The 14,189-nt window shown below is 42.1% G+C and carries 12 protein-coding genes; 8 read left to right on the top strand and 4 right to left on the bottom strand.

Going from position 1 to position 14,189, the window contains the following annotated elements; translation table 11 throughout:
* Positions 1-102 precede the first annotated feature (102 nt).
* The 4 genes from jag to rpmH all read right to left on the bottom strand — a co-directional run bounded on the left by jag (position 103) and on the right by rpmH (position 2,292).
* Positions 103-729 carry an RNA-binding cell elongation regulator Jag/EloR gene (jag, locus tag CE058_RS03550; protein ID WP_163140306.1) on the bottom strand — a complete coding sequence of 209 codons (627 nt, stop codon included), beginning with the start codon at positions 727-729 and terminating at the stop codon, positions 103-105.
* Entirely contained in the window at positions 726-1,511 is a 786-nt protein-coding gene (gene spoIIIJ / locus CE058_RS03545) for a YidC family membrane integrase SpoIIIJ (protein ID WP_163140304.1), read from the bottom strand. The genes jag and spoIIIJ overlap by 4 nt, the downstream gene beginning before the upstream one ends.
* Before the next feature lie 141 nt (positions 1,512-1,652).
* A complete protein-coding gene (gene rnpA, locus CE058_RS03540; RefSeq protein WP_048010274.1) occupies positions 1,653-2,018 on the bottom strand; it encodes a ribonuclease P protein component in 366 nt (121 codons plus the stop codon).
* 139 nt (positions 2,019-2,157) lie between these two features.
* Entirely contained in the window at positions 2,158-2,292 is a 135-nt protein-coding gene (rpmH, locus tag CE058_RS03535) for a 50S ribosomal protein L34 (protein ID WP_019382473.1), read from the bottom strand.
* A 914-nt stretch (positions 2,293-3,206) separates the two neighbouring features.
* Between rpmH and dnaA the strand changes: the two genes are divergently transcribed.
* The 8 genes from dnaA (at position 3,207) to CE058_RS03495 (ending at position 13,969) form a co-directional block, all read left to right on the top strand.
* Positions 3,207-4,553, top strand: coding sequence for a chromosomal replication initiator protein DnaA (dnaA, locus tag CE058_RS03530; protein WP_163140302.1), 1,347 nt, complete (start codon positions 3,207-3,209; stop codon positions 4,551-4,553).
* Positions 4,554-4,729: 176 nt separating this feature from the next.
* Positions 4,730-5,866: a DNA polymerase III subunit beta gene (dnaN, locus tag CE058_RS03525; protein WP_048010199.1), complete on the top strand. Its 1,137-nt coding sequence runs from the start codon at positions 4,730-4,732 to the stop codon at positions 5,864-5,866.
* Between the two features lie 534 nt (positions 5,867-6,400).
* On the top strand, positions 6,401-6,628 hold the full coding sequence (gene yaaA / locus CE058_RS03520; RefSeq protein ID WP_396021376.1) for a S4 domain-containing protein YaaA: 228 nt from the start codon (positions 6,401-6,403) through the stop codon (positions 6,626-6,628).
* A 41-nt stretch (positions 6,629-6,669) separates the two neighbouring features.
* Positions 6,670-7,788 (top strand): DNA replication/repair protein RecF, encoded by a 1,119-nt coding sequence (gene recF, locus CE058_RS03515; RefSeq protein ID WP_048010198.1) that lies wholly within the window; start codon positions 6,670-6,672, stop codon positions 7,786-7,788.
* Positions 7,789-7,797: 9 nt separating this feature from the next.
* On the top strand, positions 7,798-8,046 hold the full coding sequence (gene remB, locus CE058_RS03510; RefSeq protein WP_048010197.1) for an extracellular matrix regulator RemB: 249 nt from the start codon (positions 7,798-7,800) through the stop codon (positions 8,044-8,046).
* Between the two features lie 119 nt (positions 8,047-8,165).
* Positions 8,166-10,088 carry a DNA topoisomerase (ATP-hydrolyzing) subunit B gene (gene gyrB / locus CE058_RS03505; RefSeq protein WP_163140300.1) on the top strand — a complete coding sequence of 641 codons (1,923 nt, stop codon included), beginning with the start codon at positions 8,166-8,168 and terminating at the stop codon, positions 10,086-10,088.
* A 188-nt stretch (positions 10,089-10,276) separates the two neighbouring features.
* The gene (gyrA, locus tag CE058_RS03500; RefSeq protein ID WP_048010195.1) at positions 10,277-12,802 is read left to right on the top strand and encodes a DNA gyrase subunit A; all 2,526 of its coding nucleotides are present in this window, start codon (positions 10,277-10,279) and stop codon (positions 12,800-12,802) included.
* A gap of 96 nt (positions 12,803-12,898) precedes the next feature.
* Positions 12,899-13,969: an HD-GYP domain-containing protein gene (locus tag CE058_RS03495; protein ID WP_163140298.1), complete on the top strand. Its 1,071-nt coding sequence runs from the start codon at positions 12,899-12,901 to the stop codon at positions 13,967-13,969.
* Positions 13,970-14,189 lie beyond the last annotated feature (220 nt).

Genomic DNA, 14,189 nt, shown 5'->3' with positions numbered 1-14,189 from the left:
CCTCGAGGTCACAAGCCAATCCTCCCAAAAGGCAAAGAACGCCTTTCCGGGAGGCTCGTCTTGTGCTTGTCGGGGGTGGACAAGGCGCTTCCGCTTTTCTTGCTACTTTGTTCTGGCTGGTGCAATGACGATATGGCGGTGCGGGTCATTGCCATCAGAATAGGTTTTGATTCGCTTATTATTTACGAGAGCAGTATGGATCACTTTGCGTTCATAGGAAGGCATAGGTTCCAGTGCAATTTCTTTTCCCGTCTTCAAAGCTTTTTGAGCAAGCCTTTCAGCCAGTTGAATCAGGGTATCCTGGCGTCTTTTCCGGTAATCCTCTGCATCGACCACCACATTTAAGTACTGCTCGGCAAAGCGGTTGATGACCAGCTGTGTCAAATACTGGAGAGAATTGAGCGTTTGCCCTCTTTTTCCGATTAAAAGAGCTATCTTTTCGCCGGATAAGGTAAATTGAACATTTTTTCCCTCACGTAATGTTTCAATTTCGATGGGCACGCCCATTTTTGCACTGACATCTTTGAGGAATTTTTCAGCTTCCTCAATCGGATCAGGCTTTTTCACAGCTTTCACCACGGCCGGCCGGGATCCGAAAATCCCGAAAACGCCTTTTTTACCTTCATCAACAATAGTAATCTCTAAGCGGTCTTCTGTTGTGTTTAATTGAGCTAAAGCTGACTCTACTGCTTCCTTGACGGTCTGTCCTGTAGCAGTTATTTGTTTCACTTTTTGGCTCCTCCTGCATTTCCGGCCGCTGCAGCTTTCAGGTCCGGACCTTTAATGAAATACGTTTGAATGATCATGAAGATATTACCCACTACCCAGTATAAAGAAAGAGCTGCCGGGAAGTTAATGGCAAAAACAACGATCATAATCGGCATTAGATAAAGCATCATTTTCATTTGTGCAGCCATTTGCCCTGTTTGCTGAGTGCCGGCCATCATCATTTTCTGCTGAATGAACGTTGTCACACCTGCAATTAAAGGCAATAAGTATATTGGATCCGGAGAACCAAGGTCAAACCAAAGGAAATTATGGTTTGCAATTTCGCGCGTACGTGTAATCGCATGGTAGAAACCGATCAGGATCGGCATTTGAATCACTAGCGGGAAACATCCTGCAAGCGGATTAACACCGTGCTTTTGGAATAAAGCCATTGTTTCCTGCTGCAGCTTCTGCTGGGTTTTCTGGTCTTTCGAACTGTATTTTTCACGAAGCTTCTGCATTTCTGGCTGAATCGCCTGCATCGCTTTTGAACTTCTCGTTTGTTTAATCATTAATGGCAGGATAACCAGACGGATAATGATCGTTACAATAATGATCGATAGTCCATAGCTGCCGCCTGCCAATTCCGCTACCTTAATAATAAACAGCGAAAGCGGGTAGACAATATACTCGTTCCAAAAGCCTTTGCTTTCAGACGTAATCGGCTGGTTGATTTCTGTACAGCCCGATAAAAGGGCCATCACAAACACTAAACCGATTAGTAGGAATATTCGTTTCTTCAACCGTTTTTTCCTCCTTAATTGCTCCTGATAATAGTATGGATTTCATTTGCTTATCCCCCGGCCAGAGGGACACGCTCATATGTATCTTATTTTAACATCTTTTAAAATGAAGTGCTTCATAATAAAGATAGATAATGATTATTAGTTTTTAGTATTTCCAAGTCCCGGTTTATTCAAAACCCGCGAAACCTTCAATACATGGATCAGACTCTTTTTCACTTCATGAAAATCCATTTCTGCCACCGGTTTCCTCGCAATGACGATCAGATCATATTGCGGCTTTATTTCTTCCTCCAGTTCTAAAAATGCCTGGCGGATATACCTTTTGATCTGGTTCCTCATGACCGCATTGCCAATTTTTTTGCTGACAGAAAGCCCGATGCGAAAATGGTTCTGCTCCTCTTTTCTCAAGATGTAAACGACAAATTGGCGGTTGGCGAATGACTTTCCCTTTTTAAAGGCCTCTTGAAATTCTTTATTCTTTTTTACACGGAACTCTTTTTTCATGTCATCACCTATTTCGAAAAGCGCAAGCGCCCTGGTCACCCCCTGCATCTTGAGGGGGCTGGCGCTGGAGCTAGACAGTTATCTAACTTTAATTAATTTATCTTTACATGGAAAAAAAGACCACTGACGTTTCAGTGGCCTAAGCAGATAATACTTTTCTTCCTTTGCGGCGGCGGCGAGCTAGAACGTTACGTCCGTTCGGAGAGCTCATGCGGCTGCGGAAACCATGAACCTTGCTTCTTTTACGCTTGTTTGGTTGATAAGTTCTTTTCATATATGACACCTCCCTGAGGAATTGCTGTTAAAGACAGTCTTTCTAATTATATAGATGTAACTAGAAAATTGTCAACTATGCATATAAGTCAATCTGCCTTCAATGGCAAAAATATTCGTTTTGGCTCTTTCTTTCATAAATTGCTTATAAAGTTAGTCCGTTGAGATTTAATAAAAAAACAACGTACGACAATATAAAAAAATTCTTTGCTGCTCTTTCTCTTTTTGCATATCTGAAAGAACCCACTCAGAAAGTTTACCTTCTTTTCGCCTGAATGTCATCCTAAAATTTCATTTTTCCACGTTTTTCTCATTTCTCCATTGTAAAAGCTTTTCTTGGAGACTGCAAATTTTCCCGGACGGGGGATGTTCGTCCACTAAAAAGGGCCATTACACTCCAGGTCCATTGGAATTGAATTCCCCCCAAAACAGGGCTGTGGATAAAATTTCGACAAGTTTTTCATTATCCACATCACATATTGACAGGTTTTGCACACAACCAGAGGCTGTGGACAATTTTTATGAACAGGGATGGGCATGTTGTGGATAAGGGTTTAAAAAGCATTGCAGTCAAATGCATTATCTGTTATCATAATTGTGTTTTCACACTTAATAAATCATTGTGCATATCTTCATTATCCACAGATTGTGGATAACATGTGGACAGGTTATCCAAGGGGTTTGTAAAAGTTTGTCCACAGACAGTGGATACTGTCGAAATTCCACTTTACTTCCTTATTATATGATTTTCCACATAAACAGTTTCGTATATTTATAAACTTCAGGGTTATACAGCGTGTATAACCTATCGTTTTTGTGGCGCGAAACAAAGAAAAAGCCGAGATGTCCACGGAAAGACATTTGAGCTTGAACGTAATTTAGATATCAATTTTAGATGGAAAAGGAGGGATATCATTGGAAAACATTGCGGATCTTTGGAATAATGCTCTGGCCAATATCGAGAAAAAAATCAGCAAGCCCAGTTTTGATACATGGCTGAAATCGACAAAGGCTCATTCTCTTCAGGGAGACACTTTAGTCGTTAAGGCCCCGAATGAGTTTGCCCGTGACTGGCTTGAAGAGCGTTATTCCCAGCTGATCTCCGGAATTCTTTATGACATTACCGGTGAAGAATTAGGAGTGAAATTCATCATTCCGCAAAATCAGAGTGAAGAAGAAGTCGATCTTCCTCTTCCGCCAAAAAAGAAAAAGCTGGAGGAAGAACAGGCGGAACTGCCTTTAACGATGCTGAACCCGAAGTATACATTCGACACGTTTGTCATCGGATCCGGAAACCGCTTCGCCCATGCAGCTTCACTTGCTGTAGCAGAGGCACCGGCGAAGGCATATAATCCTTTATTTATTTATGGGGGAGTTGGACTCGGAAAAACTCACCTTATGCACGCAATCGGCCATTATGTATTAGATCATAATCCATCAGCTAAAGTCGTATACTTATCTTCCGAGAAATTTACGAACGAATTTATTAACTCGATCCGAGATAACAAAGCGGGCGATTTCCGCGATAAATATCGAAATGTGGATGTTCTTCTTATCGATGATATTCAGTTTTTGGCTGGAAAAGAACAGACGCAGGAGGAATTTTTCCATACTTTTAATACCTTGCATGAAGAAAGCAAGCAGATCATTATCTCAAGTGACCGTCCTCCAAAAGAAATACCGACACTGGAAGACCGTCTCCGCTCCAGATTTGAATGGGGACTAATTACTGATATTACGCCTCCCGACCTTGAAACGCGTATTGCCATACTGCGTAAAAAGGCCAAAGCGGAGGGACTTGATATTCCTAATGAGGTTATGCTTTATATTGCCAATCAGATTGACTCCAACATCCGTGAGCTTGAGGGTGCTCTGATTCGTGTAGTAGCATACTCCTCTTTAATAAATAAAGATATTAATGCCGACCTTGCAGCAGAAGCTTTAAAGGATATTATTCCAAGCTCCAAGCCAAAGGTCATTACCATCCATGAAATTCAAAGGGTGGTTGGGGAACATTTTAATGTAAAGCTTGAGGATTTTAAGGCGAAGAAACGGACAAAGTCTGTCGCATTCCCCCGTCAGATCGCCATGTACTTGTCCCGGGAATTAACCGATTTTTCTCTGCCTAAAATAGGGGAGGAATTTGGCGGAAGGGACCATACGACCGTCATTCATGCCCATGAAAAAATATCAAAGATGCTTCAATCTGATTCACAATTTGAAAAGCAGCTGAAAGAAATCAATGAATTGCTCAAGGTATAATGTGTATAACTTGACCTGACTTACACACAGTCTGTCCACATGTGGATAGGCTGTGTTTCCTTTCAAAAAATGCAGTTATCCACATACTAACAGGCCCTACTAGTACTTCTACTATTTTTTTATAAAAAATATATATATTCAATACGCCATTAAAATATGCTTGGAGGATTTAAAAAATGAGATTTATAATCCAGCGCGACCAGTTGGTCCAAAGCGTCCAGGATGTTATGAAAGCTGTAACAAGCAGAACGACTATTCCCATCTTAACGGGGATTAAAATCGTTGCTTCTGAAGAAGGAGTTACATTAACCGGAAGCGACTCTGATATTTCCATAGAATCTTTTATTCCTAAAGAAGAAGACGGAAATGAAATTGTTGAGATCAAACAGCCTGGTGCCATCGTGCTCCAAGCGAAGTTCTTCAGTGAAATCGTTAAAAAGCTTCCGACTGACAGTGTGGAGATAAGCGTGGAGAACCATTTGCAGACAGTCATCCGCTCAGGTAAATCTGAATTCAATCTTAATGGCCTGGATGCTGAGGAATATCCGCACCTGCCTCAAATTGAAGAAGAAAAAATGTTTAAGATTCCTACGGACCTGCTAAAAGCAATGGTTCGTCAAACCGTTTTCGCAGTGTCCACCTCAGAAACACGCCCTATCTTGACAGGTGTAAACTGGAAGGTGGAAAACGGCACATTAACCTGTATTGCAACAGATAGCCACAGATTAGCTTTACGAAAAGCGCAGATCGAAACAACGGCCAGCGAAACTTACAATGTGGTTATTCCAGGAAAAAGCTTAAGTGAATTAAGCAAAATTCTTGATGACAACAATGATTTAATCGATATCGTTATTACTGAAAACCAGGTTCTCTTTAAAGCCGAGCATCTGCTGTTCTTCTCAAGGCTGCTTGAGGGAAATTATCCTGATACATCCAGACTGATCCCTTCAGACAGCAAAACTGATGTGGTCGTCAATACTAAAGAATTCCTGCAGGCTATTGACCGTGCCTCTTTACTTGCGAAAGAAGGACGTAACAATGTGGTCAAGCTTTCTACAATCGATGGCGGAGTTATCGAAATTTCATCCAACACTCCTGAAGTCGGAAAAGTAGTCGAAGAAGTGCAGAGCAAATCCGTAGAAGGCGAAGAATTAAAAATCTCCTTCAGCGCGAAATTCATGATGGATGCCCTAAAAGCACTGGAAGGCTCTGAAATTACCATCAGCTTCACCGGCGCCATGAGACCATTCATCATTAAACCGTTAAACGATGAATCAATACTCCAATTGATTCTGCCAGTTCGAACTTATTAAGAAAAAGCTGCCGGTTGTGCCGGCGGCTTACTTTTTTTATTACAGATGAACGAGGGTGGCGAGGTTTAACGAGAAAAAGCTTTTAAAAGAATAGGCTGTTTAGGCGAAGTTTGTTGCTATTTGTATTAAATTTACTGAGTTGATTGTAGCGGAAGGTGCGAGATCCTTGAATATGCATTCGCATTTTCTTCGTGCGGTGTTTGCTCAAGGAAGCTTATTCAAAGTCCTGCGGGAGTAGCGGGACAGGTGAGACCCCGCAGACGCATAGCGTCGAGGAGGCTCAACGCACGCCCCGCGGAAAGCGAGCATCCTGGAGCGGAAATCAACGGACAAGGTTATAAGCGAAAAAACTCTTTGCATTAGCTTAAAAGCCGCCAGAATATTGGCCAACACCAGGGGAATAATGAAAATAACGGGCTGCAGTCGACTTTTCTTTGTGTATCTGAGATTTATTTAGTAAAATAGAATATTAGATACCATTCTGAAATTGTTTTGCCAAAGTGCAGAAAAAACTGCAGCACTGGAAGTCGGACAATGGGAAAGAGTGAAAATATGACGGAAATTCAAATTGATACAGAATATATTACGCTGGGCCAATTTTTAAAAGCCGCTGATGTGATTCAAACAGGCGGAATGGCCAAATGGTTCCTGAGTGAATACGAAGTCTTCGTCAACGGCGAGCAGGATCAAAGACGGGGAAGAAAGCTAAGAACCGGGGATAAAATCGAAATTCCGGATGTCGGTGAATTTACGATCATCTAAACGCCGTTTTTAGCGTTAATATTTTAAAGGATGTAGCGTCTATGCATATAGAGCAGTTGCTGTTAAAGAATTACCGGAATTACGAAGAGCTTGAAGTCAATTTCGAAAATAAAGTGAATGTAATTTTGGGAGAGAATGCCCAGGGAAAGACAAATGTCATGGAATCAATCTATGTGCTGGCAATGGCAAAGTCCCATCGGACATCAAATGACAAAGATCTTATTCGCTGGGATCAGGAATATGCTAAAATAGAGGGAAGGGTCCAAAAAAGGCAAGGATCCCTGCCCATGCAATTAGTCATCAGCAAAAAAGGCAAAAAAGCCAAATGCAATCATATAGAGCAGCAGAAATTGAGCCAGTATGTCGGCAATATGAATGTTGTGATGTTCGCGCCTGAAGATCTCCATCTAGTGAAAGGGAGCCCTCAAGTAAGGCGTCGTTTTATTGATATGGAGATTGGGCAGGTTTCACCTGTCTATTTGCATGATATCAGCCAGTATCAGAAAATCCTCCAGCAGCGCAACCACTATCTGAAAATGCTCCAGATCAAAAAGCAGACCGACCATACCATGCTTGAGATTTTAACAGAGCAATTCATTGAAATGGCTGCAAAGATTGTTTCAAAGCGCTATGAGTTCCTCAGACTCCTCGAGAATTGGGCACAGCCGATCCATGAAGGAATTTCCAGAGGGCTTGAGACCTTGAAAATTGAGTACAAGCCTTCTGCTGAGGTATCAGAAGAACAAGATTTGTCGAAAATGGTTAAAGTATATCAGGATAAATTCGAAAAAGTGAAAAACAGGGAAATAGACCGCGGCGTCACTATGTTTGGACCGCATCGCGATGATCTGATTTTTCATGTGAATGGGCGCGATGTGCAGACATTCGGTTCACAGGGCCAGCAAAGAACGACGGCTCTATCGGTCAAGCTTGCTGAAATCGAACTGATCCATTCTGAGATTGGGGAATATCCTATTCTGCTGCTGGATGACGTCCTCTCGGAATTGGACGATTATCGCCAGTCCCATTTATTGAATACCATTCAAGGAAAAGTACAGACGTTTGTCACTACTACAAGCGTTGATGGGATAGACCATCAGACACTTAAAGAAGCAGCAGCGTTCAATGTGGAATCAGGGAGAATCAAGAAGATTCAGTGAGGTGATCGCATGTACATCCATATAGGTGAAGATGTGCTGGTCCGGGCAAGGGATATTGTCGCTATTATTGATAAAGAAACAGTCCTTGCTTCCGAGTATGCAAAAGAGCATAAGGAGAGCCAGGAGGAATCAGTTGTGAACCTTGCGAAGGGTTCCTATAAATCTGTGGTCGTCACAACAGAAAAGATCTATTTTTCTCCGCTATCCTCAGGCACGTTAAAAAAACGATCCCATAAACTAAGTGTTCATGAATTTTAAAGACAGGCCGGATCCATTACGGAAAGAGGCAAGTCAGTGAAAATTATAGTTTGGCTCATCCAAATGCCAGGCTTTTTTATAGATTAGTGAAATAGAAAGTGCAGGTGACCGATGTGGCAATGGAGCAAAAGGCAGTGCAGGAACAATCCTATGATGAGAATCAGATACAGGTACTGGAAGGTCTGGAAGCGGTTCGGAAGCGTCCGGGAATGTATATCGGTTCAACAAGTGCCAAAGGGCTTCACCATCTTGTTTGGGAAATAGTCGATAATAGTATAGATGAAGCACTGGCAGGCTATTGTTCTGAAATCAATGTGATTATCGAAAAGGATAATAGTATTACGGTAGTGGATAACGGACGTGGTATACCAGTCGGAATCCATGAAAAAATGGGGCGCCCGGCAGTCGAAGTCATCATGACGGTTCTTCATGCAGGCGGTAAGTTCGGAGGCGGCGGATACAAGGTTTCCGGAGGTCTGCATGGTGTTGGTGCTTCTGTAGTTAATGCGCTATCAACTGAACTGGAAGTATTTGTTCATCGTGACGGCAAGAAACATTATCAGAAGTTTGAGCGCGGCGTTCCAAGTGCTGATCTTGAAGTGATTGGGGAAACTGACCACACAGGAACTACCATCCACTTTAAGCCGGACAGTGAAATCTTCACTGAAACACTTGAATATGATTATGAAACACTTGCAAACCGTATTCGTGAGCTGGCTTTCCTGAATAGAGGATTAACCATCACAATCGAAGATAAACGTGTGGAAAATAAGAAAAATGAATATATGTACGAGGGCGGCATTAAATCGTACGTTGAACATTTGAATAGAACGAAAGAAGTTCTCCATGAAGAACCAATCTATATTGAGGGAGAACGTGAAGGCATTACAGTTGAAGTCTCCATTCAGTATAATGATGGCTACACAAGCAATATTTATTCTTTTGCCAATAACATTAATACGTATGAAGGCGGAACACATGAATCAGGATTTAAAACGGCTCTAACAAGAGTCATTAATGATTACGCCAGAAAAAGCGGTTTATTCAAAGATAATGATGCTAACCTTTCTGGGGAAGATGTTCGTGAAGGTTTAACGGCGATTGTATCTGTTAAGCATCCAGACCCGCAGTTTGAAGGACAGACTAAAACGAAGCTTGGCAATTCAGAGGTGCGTACTGCAACTGATACGATTTTTGCGGAAGCTCTTGAGAAGTTCCTGCTGGAAAATCCGTCGGTAGCCAAGAAAATTGTCGAAAAGGGATTAATGGCTGCACGTGCCAGACTGGCAGCAAAGAAAGCCCGTGAACTGACAAGAAGAAAGAGTGCTTTGGAAGTATCAAGCCTGCCGGGGAAACTGGCCGACTGCTCATCTAAAGATGCCTCCATATCAGAACTTTACATCGTTGAGGGTGATTCTGCCGGCGGCTCAGCCAAACAGGGGCGCGACCGTCACTTCCAGGCAATCCTGCCGTTAAGAGGGAAAATCCTTAACGTTGAAAAAGCCCGTCTGGATCGAATTCTTTCCAACAATGAAGTGCGGGCTATGATTACTGCAGCCGGTACAGGGATTGGCGAAGATTTTGATATTGCAAAAGCCAGATATCATAAGATTGTGATCATGACGGATGCCGATGTGGATGGAGCCCATATTCGAACATTATTATTAACCTTCTTCTACCGTTATATGAGACAAATTTTAGAAGCGGGCTATATTTACATTGCGCAGCCGCCGCTTTATAAAATACAGCAGGGCAAGAAGATTGAATATGCCTATAATGAACGCCAGCTTGAACAAGTAATGAGCACCATGTCCAGCCAGCCTAAGCCGAATGTTCAGCGCTATAAGGGTCTTGGTGAGATGAATCCAGGCCAGCTGTGGGAGACAACGATGAATCCCGAAACACGAACACTGCTGCAGGTGAGCCTTGAAGATGCCATTGAAGCAGATGAAACGTTTGAAATATTAATGGGCGATAAAGTGGAACCACGACGAAACTTTATTGAAGAAAACGCCCAATATGTTAAAAACTTAGATATATGATCAAAAGACAGGATAGTTTACTATCCTGCTTTTACATAAAAACGGTTTTCACAGGGTTTGTTGCTTTTCGTATCTTATTTGCTGAGTTAATTGGAGCGGAGATCAACGGACTATATTTTAATAAAATGTTTTACAAATTAAGAGGCTATGGGTAAATTCCAGGTCCCTTAAAAAGGGAGGTTCTTTAAATGGCTGATACGCCAAGGTCCCAAATAAAAGAAATTAACATTAGCCAGGAAATGCGTTCATCATTCCTGGACTATGCCATGAGTGTAATTGTTTCACGTGCCCTTCCGGATGTGCGTGATGGCTTAAAGCCGGTGCATCGCCGCATTCTATATGCGATGCACGATCTCGGCATGCATTCAGATAAGCCTTATAAAAAATCAGCACGTATCGTCGGAGATGTAATTGGTAAGTATCATCCGCATGGTGACTCTGCTGTTTATGAAACAATGGTGCGTATGGCACAGGACTTTAACTATCGATACATGCTGGTTGATGGACACGGAAACTTCGGTTCAGTGGATGGCGACTCTGCAGCTGCCATGCGTTATACAGAAGCACGTATGTCCAAAATATCAATGGAGCTTTTACGGGATATCAATAAAGACACCATTGATTATCAGGATAACTATGATGGGGAAGAAAAGGAGCCGGTTGTATTGCCTGCCCGTTTCCCTAATTTGCTGGTCAATGGAACGTCAGGAATCGCTGTCGGGATGGCCACTAATATTCCTCCCCACCAGCTTGGTGAAGTAATTGATGGGGTTCTAGCGATAAGCAAAGACCCTGAAATGACTATTCCGGAACTAATGGATATTATCCCTGGGCCGGACTTTCCGACTGCCGGAATGATTTTAGGAAGAACCGGAATCCGCAAAGCCTATGAAACCGGCCGCGGTTCAATTACTTTGCGCGCTAAAGTAGAGATTGAAGAAAAAGCTAATGGCAAAGAGACCATTCTCGTACATGAAATTCCATATCAGGTTAACAAAGCAAAGCTGATTGAAAAAATTGCGGAACTTGTCAGAGATAAGAAAATTGATGGTATTACCGACCTGCGTGATGAATCTGACCGTAATGGAATGCGAATTGTCATTGAAGTCAGAAGAGACGCAAATGCAAGTGTATTATTAAATAATCTCTATAAACAAACTGCCCTCCAGACAAGCTTTGGAATTAATCTTCTGGCATTGGTGGATGGACAGCCTAAGGTTCTGAATTTAAAGCAGTGTCTTGAGTATTATTTAGAACATCAAAAGGTTGTTATACGCCGGAGGACACAGTTTGAATTAAGAAAAGCAGAAGCTCGCGCACATATTTTAGAAGGCTTAAGGATCGCCCTTGATCATCTTGATGAGGTTATTAGTCTGATCCGCAGCTCACAGACAACTGATATTGCACGAGAAGGCTTAATGACCAAATTCAATCTTTCCGAAAAACAGGCTCAGGCTATCCTGGACATGCGTCTGCAGCGTCTGACAGGCTTGGAGCGTGAAAAGATTGAAGAAGAATATGCAAACCTTGTAGCCCTTATAGCGGAATTAAAAGCTATTTTGGCTGACGAAGAAAAAGTACTGGAAATTATCCGTGAAGAATTAACGGAGATCAAGGAAAGATTCAACGATAAACGCCGGACTGAAATAGTCGCAGGCGGTATCGAAAATATTGAAGACGAAGACCTGATCCCACGCGAGAATATTGTTCTGACACTAACTCATAAGGGATACATCAAGCGTCTCCCAGTCTCGACTTACCGCGCCCAAAAACGCGGAGGGCGGGGAATCCAGGGAATGGGAACAAATGAGGATGATTTTGTGGAACACCTCATTACCACATCCACACACGATACAATTCTTTTCTTTACGAACAAAGGAAAGGTTTATCGCGCTAAAGGATATGAAATACCTGAATTCAACCGTACTGCGAAGGGGATTCCAATCATTAACCTTCTTGGAGTGGACAAAGATGAATGGGTAAATGCGATAATTCCTGTTGAAGAATTTGCCGATGATTGGTTCCTGTTCTTTACCACTAAACAGGGGATTTCCAAGCGTTCACCATTATCATCCTTTGCCAATATCCGCAATAATGGCTTAATTGCTTTAAATCTGCGTGAAGATGATGAATTAATTTCAGTGCGTCTGACAGATGGCAGCAAGGAGATCATTATTGGAACCAGCCATGGCATGCTGATCCGATTCCCTGAAGAAGATGTTCGTTCGATGGGAAGAACGGCAACTGGTGTTAAGGGAATTAACTTAAGCAGTGGTGATGAAGTCGTTGGCATGGAAGTTCTTGAGGATGACAGCCAAGTTCTGATTGTAACCAAAAACGGCTATGGAAAACGTACTCCAGCCGAAGAATACCGTGTTCAGGGCAGAGGCGGTAAAGGAATCAAGACCTGCAACATCACGGATAAGAACGGAAGCCTTGTTTCCATGAAAGCTGTCACAGGGGAAGAAGACGTTATGCTTATTACAACAGGCGGCGTACTAATCCGTATGGCAGTCAGTGATATTTCCACCATGGGAAGAAACACGCAGGGTGTCAGACTCATCCGCATAAATGAAGAGGCAGGCGAAGCGGTATCGACTGTAGCCAGAGTTGAAAAAGAAGAGGAAAAAGATGACGAAGAATTAACAAAGCCTCTTGAAGATGCCGATTCACTTCCAGAAGAAGAAGTAACTGGCGATAATAGCGAAGAATAACTGCAATAAATTTTGAGGGACACAGATTTGTGTTCCTTTTTTTTGTCCAAATAAAGTAAAATAGTAAAAAAGACTCATATTTGGAGTGTGGAAACAGTGCGTGTACCCATACAGGAATTAAGAGAAGGCTGTATTTTATCCGAAGATGTTTTCAGTTTGACGAATCGCCCTATTATCAGCCAAAAAACAGTGCTGACGAAGGAATTGCTGGATATTATGAAAATATTTCTGATTGAGGAAGCAGAAGTTGAAACTACCATGGTCAGCGGGAAGTCAATGACTTCTGCCGGGAACATGGATGAAGCCGAAGAGGAAGTGGAATCAAATTATATTAGTACATTTCTAAAAGGCGTTCAACATTTCAAAAGGGAATTCACATCCTGGCAATCAGGCCTTCCGGTGGATATCGCCAAAATAAGAAACATTATGATTCCGCTGATTGAAAAAATGGAGAAAAATCCTTCCATTATCTTTTCGCTTCATCATCTTTCTACAAATGAAGATTATTTATACCAGCATTCAGTAGCAGTGGGAATGATCAGCGCATTTATAGGAAAAAAACTGAATTTAAATAAGGGAGAAGTTGTGCAGCTTGCCCTGGGAGGGTGCCTGGCTGATGCTGGCATGGCTAAAATAAACCCGTCCATTCTGCACAAAAGCACTACATTAAACTCCGAGGAGTTTGAAGAAATTAAAAAGCATTCGACCCTCAGTTTTAAAATGGTTCAAAATATCTCTTTGTTAAGAGAAAGCACTAAGATCGGCATTATTCAGCATCATGAGCGTTTGGACGGCAGTGGTTATCCGTTTGGAGAACAAAGCAGCAAAATCAATCAGGCTGGACGAATCATCGCTGCTGCAGATGCATTTCATGCCATGACTTCCCAAAGGCTCTACAGAAGGAAACAATCCCCGTTCAAAGTGCTTGAAATGCTGATACAGGACAGCTTCGGCAAATTTGATATTCCATCCATCCAGGCGCTGGGCTCCGGCATCATGACTTTTTCCATTGGCAGCCTGGTGAAACTCTCTGACGGCCAGATTGCAGAAATCCTTTTTATAGAAGATAAATCACCCACGAGACCACTTGTGAAACTCTTAGAAACCGGCGATATTATTCATTTAGAGAAAAACCGCCAGATATTTATTGATGAGATATTAAAATGACGGCATCCCGCGGTCATTTTTTTATTTAATTCCTTCACTTTTAAAAAAAGATTAAGTTTCTATTAAAAAGTACTTGCAATTAATAGAGAAGAGCTGGTATACTAATTCAAGTCAGCAAGAGAGAAACAACAACATCAAATTGATGAGAAAAAACTTGTTGACATTGATTATCAGAAATGATATATTAATTAAGTCGCCTAAAGCGGCGGATTGATCTTTG

Source organism: Bacillus sp. 22-7 (assembly GCF_010628845.1).
GTDB lineage: Bacteria > Bacillota > Bacilli > Bacillales > Cytobacillaceae > Cytobacillus > Cytobacillus firmus_B.
Note: the sequence above shows the minus strand (reverse complement) of the source record. Positions and strands in the feature narration are given on the sequence as shown.

What these genes read in the sequence shown, in the direction of transcription:
- remB (WP_048010197.1), top strand. Translation starts at nt 7,798, where the DNA reads ATGTACATCCATATAGGTGAAGATGTGCTGGTCCGGGCAAGGGATATT.
- yaaA (WP_396021376.1), top strand. Translation starts at nt 6,401, where the DNA reads ATGGGAAAGAGTGAAAATATGACGGAAATTCAAATTGATACAGAATAT.
- rnpA (WP_048010274.1), bottom strand. Translation starts at nt 2,018, where the DNA reads ATGAAAAAAGAGTTCCGTGTAAAAAAGAATAAAGAATTTCAAGAGGCC.
- rpmH (WP_019382473.1), bottom strand. Translation starts at nt 2,292, where the DNA reads ATGAAAAGAACTTATCAACCAAACAAGCGTAAAAGAAGCAAGGTTCAT.
- gyrB (WP_163140300.1), top strand. Translation starts at nt 8,166, where the DNA reads ATGGAGCAAAAGGCAGTGCAGGAACAATCCTATGATGAGAATCAGATA.
- dnaN (WP_048010199.1), top strand. Translation starts at nt 4,730, where the DNA reads ATGAGATTTATAATCCAGCGCGACCAGTTGGTCCAAAGCGTCCAGGAT.
- gyrA (WP_048010195.1), top strand. Translation starts at nt 10,277, where the DNA reads ATGGCTGATACGCCAAGGTCCCAAATAAAAGAAATTAACATTAGCCAG.
- recF (WP_048010198.1), top strand. Translation starts at nt 6,670, where the DNA reads ATGCATATAGAGCAGTTGCTGTTAAAGAATTACCGGAATTACGAAGAG.